The sequence below is a fragment of the Paenibacillus sp. JNUCC-31 genome, assembly GCF_014844075.1.
In the GTDB taxonomy this organism is placed as follows: Bacteria; Bacillota; Bacilli; order Paenibacillales; family Paenibacillaceae; genus Paenibacillus.
Map to the genome: position 1 here is coordinate 4865304 of NZ_CP062165.1, position 21365 is coordinate 4886668.

At 47.1% G+C, this 21365-nt stretch carries 14 protein-coding genes; 9 read left to right on the plus strand and 5 right to left on the minus strand.

The window, feature by feature from the left end; genetic code table 11:
* Positions 1-187: 187 nt before the first annotated feature.
* The 3 genes from JNUCC31_RS21075 to JNUCC31_RS21085 all read left to right on the plus strand — a co-directional run bounded on the left by JNUCC31_RS21075 (position 188) and on the right by JNUCC31_RS21085 (position 6457).
* Complete coding sequence (locus JNUCC31_RS21075) at positions 188-1858, plus strand: PucR family transcriptional regulator (RefSeq protein ID WP_192264411.1); 1671 nt, start codon at positions 188-190, stop codon at positions 1856-1858.
* Positions 1859-2548: 690 nt separating this feature from the next.
* Positions 2549-4618 (plus strand): nSTAND1 domain-containing NTPase, encoded by a 2070-nt coding sequence (locus JNUCC31_RS21080; protein WP_192264413.1) that lies wholly within the window; start codon positions 2549-2551, stop codon positions 4616-4618.
* A gap of 678 nt (positions 4619-5296) precedes the next feature.
* A complete protein-coding gene (locus JNUCC31_RS21085; RefSeq protein ID WP_192264415.1) occupies positions 5297-6457 on the plus strand; it encodes a hypothetical protein in 1161 nt (386 codons plus the stop codon).
* A gap of 79 nt (positions 6458-6536) precedes the next feature.
* Here JNUCC31_RS21085 and JNUCC31_RS21090 read toward each other — a convergent pair whose 3' ends face one another.
* Together JNUCC31_RS21090 and JNUCC31_RS21095 are read right to left on the minus strand one after the other, a co-directional pair.
* Positions 6537-8189, minus strand: coding sequence for a sigma-54 interaction domain-containing protein (locus JNUCC31_RS21090; RefSeq protein WP_323374336.1), 1653 nt, complete (start codon positions 8187-8189; stop codon positions 6537-6539).
* Between the two features lie 634 nt (positions 8190-8823).
* Positions 8824-9747: a proline dehydrogenase family protein gene (locus JNUCC31_RS21095; RefSeq protein WP_192264419.1), complete on the minus strand. Its 924-nt coding sequence runs from the start codon at positions 9745-9747 to the stop codon at positions 8824-8826.
* Between the two features lie 243 nt (positions 9748-9990).
* Between JNUCC31_RS21095 and pruA the strand changes: the two genes are divergently transcribed.
* Together pruA and rpoN are read left to right on the plus strand one after the other, a co-directional pair.
* Complete coding sequence (gene pruA, locus JNUCC31_RS21100; RefSeq protein WP_192264421.1) at positions 9991-11538, plus strand: L-glutamate gamma-semialdehyde dehydrogenase; 1548 nt, start codon at positions 9991-9993, stop codon at positions 11536-11538.
* A gap of 123 nt (positions 11539-11661) precedes the next feature.
* Positions 11662-12966 carry an RNA polymerase factor sigma-54 gene (gene rpoN / locus JNUCC31_RS21105; protein ID WP_192264424.1) on the plus strand — a complete coding sequence of 435 codons (1305 nt, stop codon included), beginning with the start codon at positions 11662-11664 and terminating at the stop codon, positions 12964-12966.
* Positions 12967-13080: 114 nt separating this feature from the next.
* Here rpoN and JNUCC31_RS21110 read toward each other — a convergent pair whose 3' ends face one another.
* On the minus strand, positions 13081-14514 hold the full coding sequence (locus JNUCC31_RS21110; RefSeq protein ID WP_192264427.1) for an aspartate ammonia-lyase: 1434 nt from the start codon (positions 14512-14514) through the stop codon (positions 13081-13083).
* A gap of 324 nt (positions 14515-14838) precedes the next feature.
* Between JNUCC31_RS21110 and JNUCC31_RS21115 the strand changes: the two genes are divergently transcribed.
* The 3 genes from JNUCC31_RS21115 (at position 14839) to JNUCC31_RS21125 (ending at position 18114) form a co-directional block, all read left to right on the plus strand.
* Entirely contained in the window at positions 14839-16116 is a 1278-nt protein-coding gene (locus JNUCC31_RS21115; protein WP_192264430.1) for a methyl-accepting chemotaxis protein, read from the plus strand.
* A gap of 202 nt (positions 16117-16318) precedes the next feature.
* Positions 16319-17164, plus strand: coding sequence for a hypothetical protein (locus JNUCC31_RS21120; protein WP_192264433.1), 846 nt, complete (start codon positions 16319-16321; stop codon positions 17162-17164).
* A 242-nt stretch (positions 17165-17406) separates the two neighbouring features.
* Positions 17407-18114, plus strand: a complete 708-nt coding sequence (locus tag JNUCC31_RS21125; protein WP_192264436.1) for a stalk domain-containing protein — start codon at positions 17407-17409, stop codon at positions 18112-18114.
* 108 nt (positions 18115-18222) lie between these two features.
* Here the strand turns inward: JNUCC31_RS21125 and JNUCC31_RS21130 are convergent, their stop codons facing one another.
* Positions 18223-19197 carry a ring-cleaving dioxygenase gene (locus JNUCC31_RS21130; protein WP_192264439.1) on the minus strand — a complete coding sequence of 325 codons (975 nt, stop codon included), beginning with the start codon at positions 19195-19197 and terminating at the stop codon, positions 18223-18225.
* Between the two features lie 292 nt (positions 19198-19489).
* Here JNUCC31_RS21130 and JNUCC31_RS21135 point away from each other — a divergent pair, with 292 nt between their 5' ends.
* Positions 19490-20251 carry a YwaF family protein gene (locus tag JNUCC31_RS21135; RefSeq protein ID WP_192264442.1) on the plus strand — a complete coding sequence of 254 codons (762 nt, stop codon included), beginning with the start codon at positions 19490-19492 and terminating at the stop codon, positions 20249-20251.
* A gap of 164 nt (positions 20252-20415) precedes the next feature.
* On the opposite strand, the gene JNUCC31_RS21140 is transcribed toward JNUCC31_RS21135, so the two are convergent.
* Positions 20416-21210 carry an SDR family oxidoreductase gene (locus JNUCC31_RS21140; RefSeq protein WP_192264445.1) on the minus strand — a complete coding sequence of 265 codons (795 nt, stop codon included), beginning with the start codon at positions 21208-21210 and terminating at the stop codon, positions 20416-20418.
* Positions 21211-21365: the final 155 nt, after the last annotated feature.

Genomic DNA, 21365 nt, shown 5'->3' on the forward strand with positions numbered 1-21365 from the left:
CATGCACCTCGTCCATTTAATGGTTGTTAGCTTATACTACAAGTTTATGACTTGGATAATGGTTTTGCACCTTACTTCATGTCTATCTTTTATGAATTTGAATCAACAAAATGTCGAGAAAAGACTATTCAGGACATTTGTCCATGGCTTATAATGTAAGAAAAAATGACACTACGAGGGATCGATATTGAGAAATGACCGTGTTTTTACGATAAAGGATATCTTGGCTCGCCCCGTTTTTGCCAAAGCGCGTCTTGCTGCTGGGAAAGAGGGGACATCCCGTCAGGTTGGCTGGGTCCATGTGTTGGAGATTACCAATGTTTCTCCATTTGTAAGTCCCCATGATCTTATTTTATCCACAGGACTATGGCTTCAATCGGAGGAAGGGCGTGAAGAATATCTGCTCCAGTTAATTCGGAGCGAAGCGGCGGGGTTATGCGTGGAGTTTGGCACGAGCATTCATGGTATTCCCGAAGAATTGATTGAACTGGCTGACAGGCATCAATTTCCGCTTATCGTGTTTGAGCAGCCGGTCCGTTTCGTTGAGATTACACAAGATATTCACGCTTTGCTGATTAATCATCAACACCAGCTGCTGAAGAGCCTGGAAACCTATTCCCGTCAGCTTCAGCAGCGAACATTACAGAGTACAGACATATCTGCTCTGCTTCACCTTTTGCATGAATACGCGGCCAAGCCGGTTGTGTATATCTCGTCCATGGAACCGGGCAGTTTCGTGCCAGAGCTGACTTCGGACACACAGCAAGCGATCTACACATGGTATGAACAGGAGGTGGAGCATCTGGATCTCAATGATTCGGACACCGAGTTGTGGTTCCATCTGGACGAGGAACAGGTGTTGCTGTGTCACCCGGTCGTATGTTTTGGTCAGGTTTTTTCCGCTGTCGGCATGATTGTGCATCCTTCAGCGCCCGTCGAATATCTCAAATTGTTACTCGATTATACAGCGAAGGCAGCAGCTGCACTGACTCTGCGTTCCCAGTTTCTGGAGGAGAAGATGGTGCGCAACCAGAATGAGCTGATTCAGGATCTAATGAACGGCAACATTCTTCATGAGGAGCAGGCTCAGACCCGAATGGGACTCCGTTTGCTGGTCAAGGGACAGTACTGGTTTGCAGGCGGGGTTATTGAGATGGAGCACCGTCTGAAGGGAATTGGGCGTGAGCGAATGGAATCCAACCATCAGGATATTCTGGTTCTGCTGCGATCCTTGCTCAAAAAGAACAATCTGTCCAGTCTCATCATGCTGAAAAACAATCAGGTTTATGTATGCTGTGCCAAGGAAGAGAGCAAGACATCCACGCGAAATCAACTGGTCAGATTGTTAGAAGGCATTCTTGGTGATGTAAAGAGATTTGCGAATCGTAACCTGAAGCAGGTTGTGATTCATGCCGGATTTGGCAAAATTCGCAACCGCTTGACAGGCATGCCTGATAGTCTCCGGGAAGCTTATCAGGTGATTGAAGTTTCACGCTCCGTAGATCGGCTGGAACATATTCATTTTTACGAACGTATGGGTATATATCAAATGTTGAAAGCATTGCCCCAATCGTTTCTTCAGCCCTTTGTCAATGACCATTTGGGCGTTTTGATTGAGCATGATCGGACCCAACATCTAAGGTTGGTGGAGACATTGGATGTCTTTTTGCAAAACTTCGGCTCCAAGCGGGATGCTGCTGCCCAATTATTCATACATCGGCAAACCTTGTACAACAGATTGGAGAAGTTGGCAGAATTAATGGGACCTGACTTTATGGACCAGGAGAGAAGAATCTGTCTGGAGATGGCGCTGCTTGCTCATGCCATGATCGAGGATGAACAGGATTTTTCAACTTGATGGACCAGGTTGGAAAGACAATCCAGACTGTGCATATCATTGTATGACCTGCACAGTCTAGCAATTTTTACTGATGCGACGAGCGTGACGTAAAGCGGTCGGTAATACGGTTTTGCCAAGAGCTGGGCGGCGCCCGTGATACAGCTTGGGTTGACCGGAAGAGGGAGCAAGCGACAATGAGGTGGGAGTGACCAAACGATATGGTGAAGAGCCTCGGTCGGGAAGATTTCCCGTTTCCATAGTTTTGGATAATACTCCGCTTTGATGTAACCATTCATCAAGCCGCTCAAGGCTGATTCCAAGTTGTCCGCTCAGATTATAAATATCGAGATTTTTTATCACACATATCCGCCTTTCCTGGAGTATCGGGCTGTATTGGTTATGAAAGGGAAGCATGAAGTTCGAAATGGATAGATGCTCATAGACTTCAGCAATTTGCATCACGCAAAATGCCCAATGGATGGGTGTGCCCGATCGGCGGAATAATCGATTATGTTGAACAGTGGCGTGTGAAAGGTGTATGTAAACCGGTTAAAGGTTAGCACACCGCTGTTTGGTGCAGTTTTCTATAATTTGGATTTTAACTAGATTTTATCACTTCATATGCAACTGTGCGTCTCAATATAGTCTCATTTTTGTCGAGAAAATAAAGGTTGTGGAACGTACCAGTATCTAGTACGGAGGACGCTGATGGGAAACAGTAGTGAAGTTCAATACGATAGATATTATGGTCATGGAAAACGATTCATAGGTCGAGTCAAGGAACTAATGGAGCTGGACCGATGGTTCAGCAATCCGGAAGCTCCTTTAACCATTTTTTCAGTTACGGGTATGGGTGGGATTGGTAAATCCTCCTTGTTGTCTGAGATGTTGTCCGTTGCCCGAAACCAGGGGGCGACCGCCATATGGATGGATGGCAGATCATGCGGCTCAACACCGTCGGTCTTTCTGGAGTATTTGTCCTCTACATTGGGCCTGGAGACTATGGGTACTGATAGTAGGACTCGGTCCTTGAGTCTTCTTAGTCAGACTTCGGGACAGAGACGGCTGGTCCTTGCTGTGGATAACTATGAGGAACTGGCACTTCTGGAAAGTTGGTTCATGGAAGTGTTCGTATCCAAGCTTCCGTTATGCGGTGTACTCATCATTCTGGCTTCAAGACCGGAGCCCGCTTCAGCGTGGCGAACACATCCAAGGTTGCGGCAGCGCCTTGTAAAGATGCCTCTTTCACATTTTACGGGTGAAGAAGTGTCCGAATATATTGCGGTAGCAGGATCACTGAACAAGGGCATGGCAGGGACGATTGCACGTATGACGGATGGACACCCGCTGGGACTGGCGCTTGCCGTTGAAGCTGCGGATCAGCGTAGGCATATTCCTCTTTCCGAGTGGACCGAATTATCACAGATGATTAGCGCCAGGCTTCTGCTAGAATTGACGCTTCCCCGTCTGCATCCGATGGTAGAGGTATTAACGTTGCTGGAAACAGCGAATCAGGAATTGTTGGCATCCGTGCTGCAGACCGAGGTGACGCTTGAAGAATACAACGTCCTGAGACGCATGTCGTTCATTCGTTCCGGACCCAATGGGCTGGCGCTGCATGACATGGCCAGATTGCATCTGCTCCGGGATTTTCGGCAACGTGAGCCACAGCGATTGCAAGCCATCCGGTTGCGAATTGCGGGGGTGCTCAAGCCGCTCCATGAACAAGCAGATCCGCATGAGAGACGTCAGATAACCAGGAAAATGCTCCTTTTGTGTCAGGAATCCATGCTCCAGCACCGGAAATATGCTGACGTGTCGGCAGATTCACTGTTCTCTCCATTGGAAGTAATGAGAGCGGAGGACTTGCCATCATTACAGAAATTGCTCCAACAGTGGTGTGAGTATAGCGTTGAGCCTTGGCAGGCACCTTCTTATCCCGCCTTTTTGGATGAACTTGCACATCGGTATCCTGAGGGGATCGTATTGATGCGTGACAAGGATGGCGAGCCGATTGCGATGTTCATTACAGTGCTTGTGCACCGGGAGAGCAGTGGGATGCTTTCCAACTATTTTCCGACCGAAATGCAGGAGTGTTTCACACCGGAGGAGCTGAACTGCGATCCAGACCAGACGGATACTCACTTTGCAGTATTGGCGGCAGCAAGGGACGATGTGCCTGGCTACAAACGTGAAGAACTGGTGGGTTATATGTCACTGGATCGCTTGTCACTCCTGGGAGAAGGGGCAAGAGTTATACTGGTCGCAACCAATCCGCATCTCAAGTTATTTTTGCAGAGCATTGGGTTCCGGATCAGAAGAACACGAACTCGCTTGTGTGACGTGTATGCAGATCAGGCGGATGTACTGGATCTGGATTTGCGCAGTGGACAATTCGGTGACTGGGTGATGTCCTTGCTGGATCCGGATGCAAAAGCCAGTGGGGTACCGCAGAGGGCATCGGGTGTGGATCGGTTACCTTGGTCTGAGCGTGATGTGCGCAAATTGTTGACTCATCTGCATTCTCCCGGAGAATTACATGAGTATGCAGCACGAGTAAGTAATATGGCGGATGGACTTCAATTGCAGATGCATGTGCTGGACTTGCTGGAGGGGCGGGTTCACGGTATATCTCAGCAGGATCAGATGCTGTTATATGCAGCCTATTGGACACATGCTGGCAATCCAACTGCCGCAGCACAGGCTTGTTCGATGAGTCGTGCTACGTTCTATCGACATCTGCGAACGGCTTTGAACCGGTTGGCGCGAGTTTTGTAACCTGTCAGAAAGAATAATACGGACCCATGAAAATAACTCCATCGTCCGCATCAGTTTTTTCATTTGTTGAAATAAGAGAATCATCAACAGAAACATCTGTTTTGTAAAATTCATACTTCTTGCCTTCAAAATTAATCCAGGATGCTGGGTCGTCTCCTTTAGGTGGATTATTTGCAGAATGATTTGAACAGCCAATTTATTTAGGAAGAGAATTTCCCGCCGAATGCCATGAAATGGTTAGACGGATAATTGTGAACTTCTCAAAGACTCAGACTTTGCACGTAATTAGACAGTATAGAAAGAGATAAATTAAGCATCGGCAATTTCTCGGTAATTTAAGTGTTACGGTCAAACACAGCCTGGAACTAGCCAATAATAAACAATAACTTAGTTGATAAGTATAGTTTCTCGCATGAGAGTCGCCTATAAAGCGGCTTTTTTATTTGGAACAAAATCTTTTCTTGATTACCGAATAGGATATATCTACTCAATTTTCATCCATTAATCGTAAACTAACCCGCAGAATAATTAGATATGCTCTTGGTTAAATTAAATTCCGATATATTGGGGGAATTTAACGATTTCTATTTATTGGAAGAAATTCAGATGAGATCGCCCCACTTTACTTTTAAAACTGACAAAGCATGAGAATTTAAAAACCAGAAATAGGAGCGAGTCATGATAAAACCAATTGAACTGATCACTCATCCCCCGTTCAACCCAATTCACGATAAGCTCTATAATCCATTTGAGTTACTTGAACACTTTAAACCGGAAAATGCACTTAGTTTACCTGCTACGCCCGATTTCCAGTGCTTTTTATATTTTCATCAACAAGGGGGTACTACCATCTCGGACCCCTACGCCGCGATGATGGAAGCTTTGCATGACACCTCAGTTGTACGGGAAATGAACGCATTTCTGAAAACAGAGATGCAGGCAGGGCGCCGTCCAGTCGCAATCATGGGTGGGCATCAAGAGCCACGCGGCAGCAATGCATATTGCGAGGTTGCACGAATTGCTCAGAAGCTTTCTGAATCTGGTTTCATCGTCGTTAGTGGTGGCGGACCAGGCTGCATGGAAGCGACCCATCTTGGTGCACTTTTCGCAGGACGCTCCGCAGAATCACTTACTTCTGCAATCAATAGATTGGCGGAAAAACCATTTGATGAATTTCCAAAAAACATGCATCACCTCATCGGTAAAGATGGAAGGACAATCAATGAAGATTTGTTAAGTGATCTCCACGCATGGATGCTTCCGGCTTGGAAAATTGCTAATGAACTTAAGGACCAACTCAACCCTCTCAATCGTAGTTTGGCATTGCCGACATGGCATTATGGTCATGAACCATTTACGCCGTTTGCGACCCATGTCGCGAAATACTTCCTAAACAGCATACGGGAGGATGTTCTCCTGACGCTTGCTTCATGCGGTATCGTTTTTTCCGAAGGGCGGGGAGGCACTATCCAAGAAGTGTTCCAAGACGCGGGCCAAGTCTATTACCGCGACAAAGATAACAAAGCTCCTATTACTTCAATGTTGTTTCTTGATAGCAAGTTCTGGACAATTCCGGAAGTCCCAGATGGTAAGCTGCACATGCCAGTGTTGGATTTGCTTCATCAACTCTTTGTAGTTACAGGGAATATGACAGAGGAGGAATTCAAACGCTATATCCGGCTTGTCGATGATGCTGAAGAAGTTGTGAACATCATCATTGAAAATGCACCGTCCGCGAGCGAAGTCGTGCATAAACTTACCAGGTTCGGCATCAGTAATATCAATTCAGAGCTCATGGCCGAAAGGGCTGAGACTCTTGTTAGTCAAAGGAGGAAATAATGCGGTGGGAGCTCACTGTTAGTGGGCTCATTTGTTATGTTGCAGTTGGGGATTCATTATTACGAGAAGAAGAGGCTGGTCATAGACCGAGCCTCTTCATGCGGTTATAGAGCGTTGCTCTGGAGATGCCAAGCTGCCGGGCGAGCGTTCTTTTGTTGCCTCCGGCGGCTTTCAGATATTGCAGCAGGAGTTCTGACTCATAGGAATCGAGCTGTTCCTGATAGGACCCGGGGGATATCTCGGCAGATTTGATCTGGGGGTCTCCGTCACGGAGAGTAACGGGCTCATCCAATCCTTTAGCGTTTGCGGCCGATCCTGATTTCAACTCATACGGGGAGTGGAGCTGCACCGTCTCGTCCAATACGGTTGTTACATGCTCGTTGTCTGAGATGAAGGTGTCCGGCAGATATTCAGGCTTGACTTCACCGTCCGTGGTGAGAATGGTGATTCGCTCAATCACATTTCTTAATTCCCGCACGTTGCCCGGCCAGTCGTACTGGAATAACAGCTTGAATACCTCGGGCGGAATCAATTCAATATGACGGTTGTACAGCAGCGAAAACTCTTGCAGGAACGTCTGAGTCAACTCATAAATATCTTCCTTGCGCATCCGCAGGGGAGGGATGACGAGGTTAATGACATTCAGTCGATAGTAGAGATCCTCCCGGAACTGATTTTGGGAGATCATGCTCAGCAGATTCTGATTGGTGGCTGCGATAATCCGGCAACTTGCGTGTTTCATGCGTGTTCCGCCAACAGGGAAGTAACTCTTCTCCTGCAATACGCGAAGCAGCTTCACCTGAAGCTCCAGCGGCATTTCACCTATTTCGTCCAAAAAGAGCGTCCCGCCTTCGGCAAGTTCGATTTTCCCCTTTTTCCCCTTGGGATCAGCTCCTGAAAATGCGCCCTTCTCATAACCAAATAACTCACTCTCAAATAATGAAGCAGGAATGGCCCCGCAATTAATGGCGATAAACGGTGCGGTCTGCGGTTCACGCAGGTCGTGAATGGCTTTGGCAAATAGCTCTTTGCCTGTTCCGCTCTCGCCAAGAATGAGCACGGTAGCAGAAGTGGTACTGATTTTGCGAATGGTGTCCAGACATTGTTTCATTACCAGGCTACTGCCCTTGATTCTGGCAAAAGGGTCAGAGTCCGGACGCAGACGGGCAACGGCCTTCTCCAGATGCTGGACTTTGGATGTCATATGTAATAACTCCTGATGCAAGCGGATTTCGGTTGTTATGTCCACTTCAGCGGCAACCGCGCCTACAATGCGTCCATCCAGTTGCACCGGACGTGCATTGATCAGAGCAAAAAGATCGGGTCTTGGTTGGTGTTGCTTTCGGTATACCGTTTCGCCGGTATATAGCGTTTTGAGCGATTGGAGGCGTTCTGGCGGAAAGAAGTCTGCTGCCGGTTTTCCGATGATTTCTTTTTTGTTAATGGAAAAAACATGCTCCGCACCCGATGTCCAGTAGGTTACCTTGGCTTCTTCATTGATCAGTGTCAGAGCCGAACCTGCCGTTTCCAGCGTTGTCTCGAAATAAGCTTCCATAAGGCGATGGGCGTACATTACGGCTTGAAGAACATCGGTAACAGCAATATATCCCAATGTGAGTCCCTCATCCTGTATCAACAAATAGGGACTTGTGTCGAATAGAGGAACAGCCTCTTCCAACGTTGTAGAGGAAGGAATGATCGTCAAAGAGAAGTCTGAATCCAGGGTACTCATATCTGTACGTAATAAAGACATCAAACCTGGAAGTAAATGTTTCATCGGTATCACCTCAGTTAGAGCATAACTTTTGGAAACTACACCTGTTAAATAGCTGCATGGAAGTTATCTGTGAAAAGAAGGAGTGGAACACATGTTGATTATTCATATTATAGCTTTCAAAATGAAGTGTGTATATATTTTTTGACATGGAGCGTACATCTTATAACCGTAGAAGTTAGCAATAGGGATGTATTCAAAATAGAACACGCTTTCAAATTTATAGTTTAGTCATAACAGTTAAATATAGAATGAGAATTGGGATTTGTGGTTGGTTATTTGTTATAAAACTTGACATTGGATGTTGATGTGCAGCGCTATACGATGGCCATTGTATTAACCGACCCATTGACAATATTCAATTCTTAGAGGAAACGGATGGTGTCCAGAAAAGTAGACATTTCAATTTGAGAATGCTCATTTTTTAGACATTACAAAGTGAACTATTGGATAGGTAAGGTCCGATTCTCTGCAAAACGATATGTACAAAAAAGAAACCATGTGCCTGGAAAGAAAATGGCCATGGTTTTTATCCTTGTCGTTGTTCATCTATAGTTGTTCATCTATATATGTTGATTCAGTTGAAGAATAACTATCTGAACATGTTTTTGACGACCATCCAGAGATTGGCTGGCTTCTCGGCAAGACGGCGGGTGTAGTACGGGTACCACATGGTGCCGTAGGGCACGTAACAACGAATGCGATATCCTTCCCTAGCCAAACGTTCCTGTTCGCTCATGCGCAAACCGTACAACATTTGAAATTCAAATGCATCGGGGGAGATTCCCCGGTCCTTTGCGTACTGCTTGGTCCAGTTAATAATGTTGTCATCATGGGATGCAACCGCGGTGTATACCCCTTGATCGAGATGATTTCGAATCATGGTTTTGAATTGATCAATCACTTCAGACGCATTCTGATAAGCTACGGATGCAGGCTCCTTGTATGCTCCCTTGACCAGACGCAGTCGAATTCCTTCCCGAATCATGTCCCGCGTATCTTCCACGGTACGATGCAAGTAGGCTTGCAATACCGTACCTGTATTATCCAGTCCCTCCGAGTGTAGACGGCGCACGATATCCAATGTCGCTTGAGTAAATGGGCTGTCTTCCATATCGATCCGTACAAACAGATCATGTGTCTTGGCCTTGACGGCAACAGCACGGATATTGTTGTAACCTTCATCCGGGTCCAGTGCAAGTCCCATCTGGGTTGGCTTGAGCGAGACGTTGGAGTCTGCGCCCTGACGGGCAATGCCTTCCACCAGTCGTATATACTCATCCCGGTACAACGCGGCTTCTTTTAGTTGGGTAATGCCTTCGCCCAGATGATCCAATGTCGCCATAATGCCTTTGTTGTTAAGTGTCCGAATCTCTTCGAGAGCCTCTTCCAGTGTATTGCCAGCGATGAACTTGCCTGCGAGCTTTTTGCCATATTTGATGGACAGATTCTCCACAGCTTTATTACCTGCAACGGTCAGCAGCGTTTTGCGGTACATTTCCGTTCCGATACTCATCGGGATTTCCTCCTTATGGATCATGCTTCTTCATAACCAAATTACCAAGCAATAATCATGCCAAAGTTGGTCTGGACGGGAACAAAGCGGACATTTATTTCAAAAAAATATTTTTCTCAAAAAATATTCCTTCTCCAATCGGAGTTGGCATGGATTTTGCTACATATATTGGGTGATGAGTAAAATGCATGGCAGCTCAGGCTAACAGCCAGCGAACCCCACATTCTGAAGGAGGAATCATTGATGAACATCCCTTTTGTTAACGAACCATTCACACCCTTTGCGGTCCCGGCTAACCGGGAAGCATTTGAGAACGCGTTGCGTAAGGTAGAAGCTGAGCTTGGGCAGAAATACTCCATCATTATTGGTGGGCAAAAAATAACAAGTACCCGCACGTTAACCTCGGTCAACCCTGCGGTGAAAGAACAGGTCGTCGGAACGATCTACCAGGCAGATCAGGAACTCGCCGAGCAGGCGATCCAGACCGCTGCGGAAACATTCCGCACCTGGAAACATACGGACCCGAATGAACGTGCCCGGTATTTGTACAAAGCGGCTGCGCTTATGCGGCGGCGCAAGCACGAATTCTCGGCCTGGATGGTATATGAAGCAGGCAAGACATGGCCTGAAGCGGATGCGGATACAGCGGAAGCCATTGATTTTATGGAGTTTTATGCGCGTGAGATGCAACGGTTGAGTGAGCCTCAGCCGCTTACGCGGATTGCAGGCGAAGATAATGAACTGAGTTATATTCCGCTTGGTGTAGGGATTGTAATTCCACCATGGAACTTCCCGCTCGCTATTATGGCAGGTATGACCTCGGCTGCGCTGGTCTCCGGCAACACAGTCGTATTGAAGCCTGCGAGCACAACACCGGTCATTGCGGCCAAATTCATGGAATTGCTTGCGGAAGTGGGTGTGCCTGATGGCGTAGTGAACTATTTGCCAGGACCGGGCAGTGAGGTTGGTGATTACCTGGTAGATCATGCGCTTACCCGTTTTATCAGTTTCACAGGCTCCAGAGATGTCGGCCTGCGGATCAACGAACGTGCAGCACGCACCGCTCCGGGACAGAAATGGATCAAACGAGTCATTGCAGAAATGGGCGGCAAGGATTCCATCGTTGTGGATAGCGACAGTGATCTGGAATTGGCTGCGGAATCCATTACAGCTTCAGCGTTTGGCTTTTCCGGACAGAAATGCTCCGCGTGTTCTCGCGCCATTATTCATAAAGATGTATATGACGAGGTACTCGAAAAAGTGATTGAACGGACCAAGCAGCTAACCATGGGCAGCCCGCTTGAAGTTGGTAGTCAGGTTGGCCCCGTTATCGATGATAAAGCATACGCCAAAATCAAAGAATATATTGAGATTGGCAAAGGGGAAGGACGCCTTGTATGGGGCGGCACTACAGGGAATGGGGAAGGTTATTTTATTGAACCGACCATTATTGCCGATGTAGACCCGCAGGCGCGGATCTCACAGGAAGAGATTTTTGGACCCGTGCTGGCTTTTATCAAGGCAGACTCTTTCGAAGCTGCGCTGGATATAGCCAACAATACGGATTATGGTCTGACTGGTGCGGTAATTTCGCGTAATCGTGAACATCTGGAACAAGCAAGACGGGAATTTTTTGCGGGCAACTTGTATTTTAACCGTAAATGCACAGGCGCTTTGGTGGGCACACATCCATTTGGTGGATTTAACATGTCGGGGACAGATTCCAAAGCAGGCGGTAGAGACTATTTGCTGCTGTTCACGCAAGCAAAGCTGGTATCCGAGAAATATTAAATTTGAACGGTTGGGTTTGAGCCCGCTGACAATCATTTAGTTTCTATGCTATTATTCTGAAAAAATGATCTTTTGTTCGTCGGCATACTGAGGTTGCTTGAGCAGCACTAAGGAGGGAGACGGATGTTAGGCGTTCAGTTGGTACAGGAGGGGCGTATTCGATTATCCATTACGCCGGAGATGAAACAATCCATTCATTTGCTAACCTTGTCAGGTCAAGAATTGGCTCGTTATTTGCAAGACATCGCAGATGAGAATCCGGTGCTTGAGCTGGAAGAACCCCCTGCTCTGCGCGTCCGGCTCCCTCGTCGAATGAATCAGGGGCAGCTCTATTCTTACGATCCATTGCTACAGGCAAGAGGGGCTGAGCCTACGCTCGAACAGCTGCTGACGTCCCAGCTTCGCTTGCTGGGTCTCCCTTCTGCTCTGAAAACAATAGCTGTATATCTGGCTGGTTGTGTGAATGCTGATGGTTATCTGGCCATGGAGCTGGAGGAAGTTGTACTGGCAAAAGGGATATCCATGGCTGAGGCTGAAGCTGCTCTGGACATCCTCCAGTCGCTGGACCCGGCAGGAGTGGGAGCCCGCAATTTGCGTGAATGCCTGTTGCTGCAGATTAGAAGAGACCGGGCTGCCAATCCGCATGCGGAACGGATGGTGGAGGAGAGACTGGAGGAGCTCATTCGATTCCATCCCGGCAGAGCAGGGAACCGTCTGGGAATTACCTCGAAGCAAGCGCAGGCAGCGTATGACTATATTGCCCGTCTGGACCCGAAACCTTGCCGATCGATCGGGTGTGCGGAACGCCTGCATTACATTATTCCGGATGCTGTTGTGGATATCAGGAACAATGAAGTTTCTCTTCGCTTGAATTCAGCAGGTATACCGCGTGTATCCCTGAACGAGGCTTGCTGCCGTTGGATTCGAGACGCCAATGCAGATGAAGTCTGGTCAGGTCGGGCAATCGAAGCGAGATCAATCATTCGCAGTGTGCGCATGCGCCGCAGAACGTTGATGAGTGTGCTGACTGCAGTGATGAGTGAACAGGAATCCTTTCTTCGTGAAGGAACTGCCAGTCTGAAACCGCTCAATTTGGCGGCGATTGCCGAGGTTGTTGGTATGCATGAATCGACGGTGAGCCGTGCGGTAAGTGGCAAATATGTTCAGACGCCTCATGGTGTGTATGAGCTCAAGGCTTTTTTTGCTTCCGGAATTGAAAAGGTGAGCGGAGAAATGACCTCTGCGCCATCGGTGAAGCTCAGACTGAAAGAACTGATTCGTTCCGAACAGGCGGAACGCCCATACTCGGACAGTCAGCTTACGGCGTTGCTAGAAAAAGAGGGGATCGTCATATCCCGCCGCACAGTTGCGAAGTACAGGGAGGAGCTTCATATATTGCCCTCGCTAGAACGGAAACGCTGGGCATGAATGAGCCTTTGATTCGGAATATAGGCTATAAATAAAACCCCCGCGGGCCGTGGTAACGGTCTGCGGGGGTTGTTCGTTCCGATTTAACAGCGATCGGAAGGTTGTTTCAACAGCCTACAATCGTTCCATATTACGCAGGAAGTGTTCACCGGCAATCCCTGGTGTGGTCATTTGCTCCGGATGCAAAATTTCTTCCAGCTCGATTGGTGTCAGCAGACCCCGCTCCAGAATAATCTCCCGCAACGTAAGTCCGGTTTTCAGTGCTTCTTTCACGATGGAAGCTGCTACATCATAGCCAAGATGTGGATTGAGCGCTGTAATTACACTGAAGCTCTGTTTCATGATCAGCTCGCAGCGTTCACGGTTCGCTTCCATCTCTTCCACGGCATAACGGGTGAATACATCGATGCCGTTATTCATAATTTTCAGCGACTGTAGCAAGTTGAACGCGATAACCGGGCCCATAACGTTCAGCTCGAACTGACCCGCTTCGCAGGCCATGCAGATCGTATGGTCGTTCCCCATCACCTGGAAGGATACCTGATTGATGACCTCAGCCATAACCGGATTGACTTTACCCGGCATAATGGAAGAACCAGGCTGACGGGGCGGCAGGCGCAGTTCGTTGAATCCCGCACGTGGGCCGGAAGCCATCATTCGAATATCATTACAGATTTTGGACAGGCTGACCGCACATACTTTCAGCGCAGCTGACAATTCCAGGTATGCATCTGTATTCTGCGTGGCATCCACGAGATCTTCAGCCGTATGCAGATTTAATCCGGTCACATCGGACAGATGCTCCGTGACCTTGACGATGTATTCGGGTTTGGCGTTAAGGCCTGTACCTACAGCTGTCGCTCCCAGGTTAATGGTGAGCAGGCGGCGATTCGCGAATTGGAGACGCTCTATATCACGTCCGATTACGCGTGCATAGGCACCGAACTCTTGTCCGAGCCGAATAGGTACAGCATCCTGAAGATGTGTCCGGCCTACCTTGACTACATCATCGAATTCCTGTTCCTTTTTGTGGAAGGCAGCCTGTAGACGCTTCATTGTATCCAACAACGTTTCGGATAGCCGATAAGCCGCAATGCGCAGTGCGGTTGGGATCACGTCATTGGTGGATTGGGACATATTCACATGGTTATTGGGATTGCAGTGGAAGTAATCTCCCTTATTCTGCAATAGCAGTTCCAACCCGCGATTCGCGAGAATCTCGTTCATATTCATATTCATGGAGGTGCCAGCACCGCCCTGAATGGAGTCTACAATAAAATGATCCAGATGATGGCCTTTCATCATTTCTTCAGCAGCCATGACAATGACATCGCCGATTTTGCGCGGCAGCATTCTCAGCTCCATATTTGTGATGGCTGCAGCTTTCTTCACCGCAGCCAGAGCTGTAATCAGCTCCCGGTGAACCGGAACGCCGGTAATCGGGAAGTTTTCTACAGCCCGTACCGTCTGTATTCCGTAATAGGCATACTCAGGAATTTCTTTTTCTCCAATAAAATCTTTCTCCGTCCTTGTGGACATTGTAGACATTTCGTTCGCCTCCAGTGGCATCCAAAAATAGGTCAGCTTCAGCAATGCCGAAGCGCACTCAGTATATCATTTAAGCAAAATGGATGCCAACCTAAATGATTTCACCCGAATTGCCGATAAATAATTTAAATTAAGGATATCACCCTTGGCTGAATGGTCATTCAGCTAAACTCGTAAAATCTGTCTTATCCATTATGCTCCACTTGAATGAAGTCATGCATGGGCATCAGGACAGCCATCAAATTGTCGTTTGCAGTGATCTAAATCACATGTTATTTGGTTATCTACTGGTAAAATAGGAAAAAAGGACTATGAGGTGTGCATATGAAATGGACTTTAGGCGCAAAAACCGTCGCAGGTTTGGTACTAATTTCACTTATTACGTACGGAACTAGCGGCTTTTTTATATTTTTTCTCCAGGATTGGCTCTCATTCTCCATGCCAAGCTGGTTGTATGTCTCCATCGTTCTTGTCATGGGTGTCTGCTGGAACGGAATTTTGGGGTGGTTTGCCTCTCGCTGGTTGACTCGTCCAATTGTGCATCTGTCCCGTGCTGCACAGCAAGTCTCATCGGGAGACTTGACGGTCGAGATTCCGCAGCGGCGTACAGAGGATGAACTTACTGTATTGTATGATGCTTTTCGTGTAATGGTTTCCAATCTGAGAAGTATCGTGAACGATATCTCGGATAGCACACGAACAACTTCACAGAATGCCCAGTCACTTAGTGAAGCCATTACCCAGGCAGCGGAGCAGATCGAGATGATGTCGGATGCCGTGGATCATATTGCAGTGGGTGTAGAAGAACAGAAGATGACTTCCGAGCAATCATTGGTTACAGCAGGGGAGATGCTGAATGATTTTCAGCGTATGCACAGTCAGTCGATCGGCATGACAGAAATGTCCGGCCAGATGGAACGGTCGGTAGATCACACGAAGCAGACCTTTTCTTCTTTAATGAAAGGAATGGACGAGCTGGCCGAGTCCCACAACCGTTCCCGTGACATCATGTTGTTGCTCGAGAAGGAAGCCTCCGATATTGAAGCCATTACCCAGTCGGTCAAAAACATTGCAGAGGAAACAGGGCTGCTTGCCCTGAATGCTTCCATTGAGGCCGCACGTGCGGGAGAAGAGGGTTCAGGTTTTGCTGTGGTGGCCCAACAGATCCGGAAGCTGGCAGATGAGAGCAAACAATCAGTGCATCGGATTAATGAACTGATCAGCCGCGTACAGCAACGAATTAAGGACACAGCTCAACTGATTCATGAACAGCATGGCTTGGTTATTAACGAGTCCGAGCGTACAATCTCTGTCGATCAGACATTGCAAGAGCTAACGGGCACCGTGGAAGTGTTCATGAAAGGCGCACATGATATCGGGTCCAAGATTGCAGAACAGACGGGCCGCGTGGAACAGACGCACGGTCATGTGAAAAAGATTCAGGGAGAAGCCGGATCGTTCTCGGATGAAGCGAGACGGATTATGGATGCAGCGCATGAAGAAACGGCAATCATGGAGGAAATATCGTCCTCGGCTGAAGAGCTGAGACAGCTAACCGATCGATTAATGGACAAAACGAAAGCATTTCGGATGCAGCCTTAGGCTGTTCCGGAATGCTTTTTTTTCGTACTTCGATATCGTTATTTTGCTTATTATGGTTAAAGCCGAACATTCTTTCGTAAAAATAAATATTCGTAAAGTTTTTTTCTAGAGTCTGAACAAAAATCTATACAAAATCTGAACAATTGACCGATAATGACGATATAATAGAATTAATCCATTATAGAAGAAGGAGCCCAGCATATTGAAAACTTGGACAGGTATCCTGCTGATGATTATTTTGGCGGTAGCTACGATTAGTATAACCTCAGCTGCCAGAACCATGAATGAATCGCAAAAACAGCTTAACATAGATGATCAATCCAGCCAGACCACAGCGGTCTCGGCTTCCAATATAGAAACAATGAATGAAACAACATTTACAACGAAAGAAACAACTCCCGTTAAGGAGGAGTATGTTTCGGTTGCTCCAGAGAATGAAAATGTAAGATTATACCCCATGAAAGTTGAAGGTTCAGGATATATATATAACGGAATGGCGCTGGAAGTGAACGGAAAGACTCGGGAATTCGGCGAATGGCAGGGTGAAGGTGGATCTTATAAACCCGAAGTACACGAGCTGGATCTGAACGGAGATGGCAAGAAGGAGATTGTTGTGTTGTTTACAGCCGGTCATGGAACAGGCATTTATTTGGGCGAGGCGCATATTATCGATCCAGGTACGCTGGAAGAGATGAAGATGCAATCACTGGATGCGATTGTGAAGCAGCATGTGGAATCGAATGTCCGTGTGGCGCCAGATCAGATTATGATCAACGTTACCGTTGACGGGGTTCATGCAGAACCTTCTCTGGTGGAGGAAGACACTAGCGAGGGAGTGTATAACGAAGAACTCAAGTTCGGCGGTGTTGTTTATTACAGTGTGGAGAATGGAAAATTGGTTGTATCGGCATCCGGCGCTTATGGAATAGGTTTATATGATGGTGATCTAACCTTTGCCTATGAGTATAAAGATGGCGAATGGAAGGCTGCAGATTTGAAGTATAGCAAGGAAGAGTACGAAGAGGAGTACTATGAATCGTTTGATTGAATCAATTAATTAGAGAAGAGCGGACTACAGTAGCAATGAAGAAAATATACACCCATTGCCTTAATGGCATAGGGAAAAGGGTGAGGCTGAAAAAATCGTAAACATTTAGCCTCGCTTTGTGCTATCCAAATTCATAGTTTATTCCAGAAATTTTCCTTGAAAAGATTGACATTCTTACTTTAGTCGTTTAAATGTATAAAGAATGGGACTCATCTATTTCATACTTTCAGGAGGTATAGTTTATGAAGAAGAAGGTCGTATTGGGCTTAATGGTGGGTACACTAACACTCGGTATCGGTACCGGGGCATTGGCAGCAACAGGTCTTGAACCGATCAAGGCATATCTCAACAGCAAGATATCTCTGAAAATGAATGGGGCAACGGTAACAGCCAAAGATCCCAATGGCAAGACAGTTTTACCGATTACGTACAATGGAACAACTTATCTGCCTGTACGTGCAGTAGGTGATCTGTTGGGTACTGAGATCAGTTATGACAGTGCCAGCTCCTCCGTTATTATTGGCGGCAGTAATGGATCAGCTCCAACGGAAACGAACAAACTGACATTAAGTTCGCTCGGAGAAACCGTGTTGGGAACGTCTGACTGGCATACCAAAGATCCCGCAGATACTTCCTATAAGGGCAAGGATTACAAAGATGTTTATTTGCATGACGATTCGGTCAAGCTCGGAAACAGCTTTCAAATCATGACACAAAAAAAATATTCCAAATTACATCTGGAACTGGCAGCAGTAGGTGGTTCCCAGGAAATTAAAATAATGGATGGAAATAATACAACCCTGAAATCTGTATCGCTTGCTGCGGAAGATGGTTTGATTGGTGTTGATGTGGATGTATCCAAAACGGACTTTGTGGTTGTCGAGATAGTGGAAGAGACGCCTGATTCTTCCCTGTTTGTGCCCCTGACTACATCTTATTTGATCAAATAAAATGACTTTTTGGGATCGTGAAAAACGATTATCCTCTGAACATCAGCCGGGTTTCTCGGGATGATGCACAGCGATAATCGTTTATTTTTTTTCTATTCGAATCGTTGATTATCGAATCATGGTATCCAGCGGTTTCAGTTTGGATTCGATCTCAGCCCGGCGGTCTTCAAGGAATGGGGGCAACGCCAGGGATTCGCCAAGATGAGCCATTTCTTCATCCGTATCGAAGCCGGGGCCGTCGGTTGCAAGTTCGAACAGGATACCATTTGGTTCACGGAAGTACAGAGAGCGGAAGTAGAAACGGTCTACGAAACCGGAGTTCGGGAATCGGAAGTTATGAACCCGTTCCACCCACTGTTTCAGTTCTTCTTCATTATCCACCCGGAAGGCGACATGGTGTACACTGCCGCGTCCAGGACGCTCCTGAGCAAGGTCGTTTCGTTCTTCGACATGAACCTCGGAGCCGCTGCCGCCTTCACCGGATTCGAAGACGAGTACAGCGGGTTGACCTGCGACAAAAGCAGGATACGTCCCTTTTTGACGGAAGCCGAGCAGTTCTGTGAGGACTGGAGTGGTAAGGGATGCATCTTTGACGGTAAGATGCACAGGGCCCAAGCCTACAATACCATATTCAGCAGGTACGGGGCTTTGATCCCAAGGTTTGCCTCCAGCAACACCTGCATCGTGTTCATCGGAGACAAGAATCAGGCGCTGTCCTTCGAAATCGCTAAACGAAAGCGTGGCGCGCCCTCCGCGCTCAGTGATTTCTCCATGAGGCACATCGAATTCATCAAAACGTTGCTGCCAGTAAGTAAGAGCTGCATCACTAGGAACACGAAGTGACGTTGCCGAGATGCTGTTCATGCCTTCGCGGGTCTGCCCGGCCATTGGAATTTCGAAGAAGGTAAGTTCGGTTCCGGGATTCCCTTTTTCATCGCCATAGAAGAGGTGGTAGACCGAAACATCATCCTGGTTGACTGTTTTTTTGATCAGTCGCAGCCCCATGACGTTGGTATAGAAACGATAGTTCTCAGCGGCGTGTGCAGTAAGTGCGGATACATGGTGAAGTCCTTTGATTTGCATAATAATTCCTCCTGGTTATATAGGTTCAACTAATGAGTATTTACACTGGCACTCCGATGACAGAATAACCTTCCGATCGATGTGATCCCCAGATTTTTTTGATTCCTTTTCGCAAATAAAGTTACTAACTTTTAGTTTGTTTGGTTGTTGAATTTATCTTAACATAAAGATATTTAAATAACAATCCTTTTTTAGAATTGCATCTGGACACTTCATTCATTCAATGCCAAAATGAAAAAGTTAACATTAAAGAGATATATTGTGTTGTGAAATGGGAAGGAGTAAGAAACACATGACGTTTCCACAGTGGCTTGACCCTTATGATACAGAGCCCTTTTTGCTGTTTTCCACTTCGCATCTATGGGCGATCAGCCTGACTGCTGTACTGATTATACTGATGTTCCTGCTTCGAAACTGGCTACGTTCATTGTCACCCAACACACGCCGTATCATTCGTATTACCATGGCTTGTGTCATGTTCGGCTGTGAGAGCGTTCTTCAGCTCTGGTATGTATATGGGGGTGTTTGGAGTCTTCAGACTTCATTGCCGCTGGAACTATGCAGTCTGTCCCTTCTGTTAGCAGCGCTACTATTATTGGTACGCAGCCGATTGCTTCATTCTGCATTGTTGTTCGCAGGGATAGCAGGAGCCTTGATGGCGATCGTAACGCCTAACCTCGGATATGCTTATGCGCATTTTCGTTTTATTCAATTTTTTGCTGCTCACGCCTGTATTATTCTGGCGTTGTTCTATATGACTTGGGTGGAACAGATGCGTCCCAGCTGGAAATCGGTGTTGGGTTCCATGATTTTCGTGAATATGGCTGCACTGATCGTATATGGCGTGGATGTCCTGCTTAACGCCAATTATATGTTCCTCAGACATAAACCGAATACGCCTTCCGTGCTCGACATGTTGGGTCCATATCCTTTGTACATTCTTGGGGAAGAGTTGCTGGCTATTGTGATATTTTCCCTGATGTATTTGCTGATTTTTGCCATTCCGGAGCGGCTGAATAACCGGGTGAAGAGAGGAAAGAGTTCAGCACTCTAGTTAAAGGTATCCTAAACCCATGGGTAATCAAGTAAGCAACGGGAGTTTTTTCGTATTTCTATAAAATTATTATATTCAAACCAAACATCCCGCAGCAGTCTGGATAGCCAGGCCGTTTGCGGGATGTTGGAGCTGTTAACTCACAGTGAGCAGAATATGAATTCTTATCCACGTAATAAAGATTCCGCTCCATCCACGTAGATCCGGGTACCGGTCACATGGGAAGATTCATCTGAGGCGAGGAAGAGCACCAGATTGGCCACCTGCTTCGACGTTCCGGGTTCACCCTTGAGCGGGTGTTCATGACCTTCCGGGAATTCAACAGGAATCTGTACTTCTTTCAGATCGTCTGAAGGATAGGTATTGTCATCGATGTTGGTATCAATGGCGCCCGGACATACGGCGTTGACACGAATCTTATACTGGGCAAGTTCCAGTGCAGCCATCTTCGTAAAAGCCGTTTGCCCTGCTTTGCTGGAGGCGTAGGCAGAGAACCCGATGCCAGAGAATACACGGTTACCGTTAATGGAACTTGTAATAATAATGCTTCCTCCCCGGTTCTTCAAATGGGGGATGGCATACTTCACAGTTGCAAACGTGCCGCGCATATTGATGCCCATCGTCTGGTCCCAGTCCTCAGGTTCCATCGTTTCAATCGGAGCCATCGTGCCGTTGATGCCGGCATTGGCAAACACGATATCCAGCTGTCCGGCTTTCTCTACCGCCTGATTGATGGCTTTCTGTACATTGTCCGGTTTGGATATATCACATTCAATGACGTGGGCTTCTCCGCCTGCGTTCTCTATCGTCTGTTTGGTCTTCTCGGCATTCTCCGGGGTCCGGTCCAGCAAGAACACTTTGGCTCCATGTTCAGCAAAACGAATGGCAGTAGCTTGACCGATACCAGATCCACCCCCGGTCACAACTGCAACTTTCCCTTGCAAACGTTGTTCAGTCATCCTGATCCCTCCGATTCCTATGAATTGTCAGTATTACTCTCTATCTCTACATACCCGGCCCTGACAAGGTGAATCAGTTGAAACCATATAAAAAAGGACCGCTTAGCGGCCCTTCATTTGCATCCTGGATGATAAACCATCGGTTTGCTGCCTAT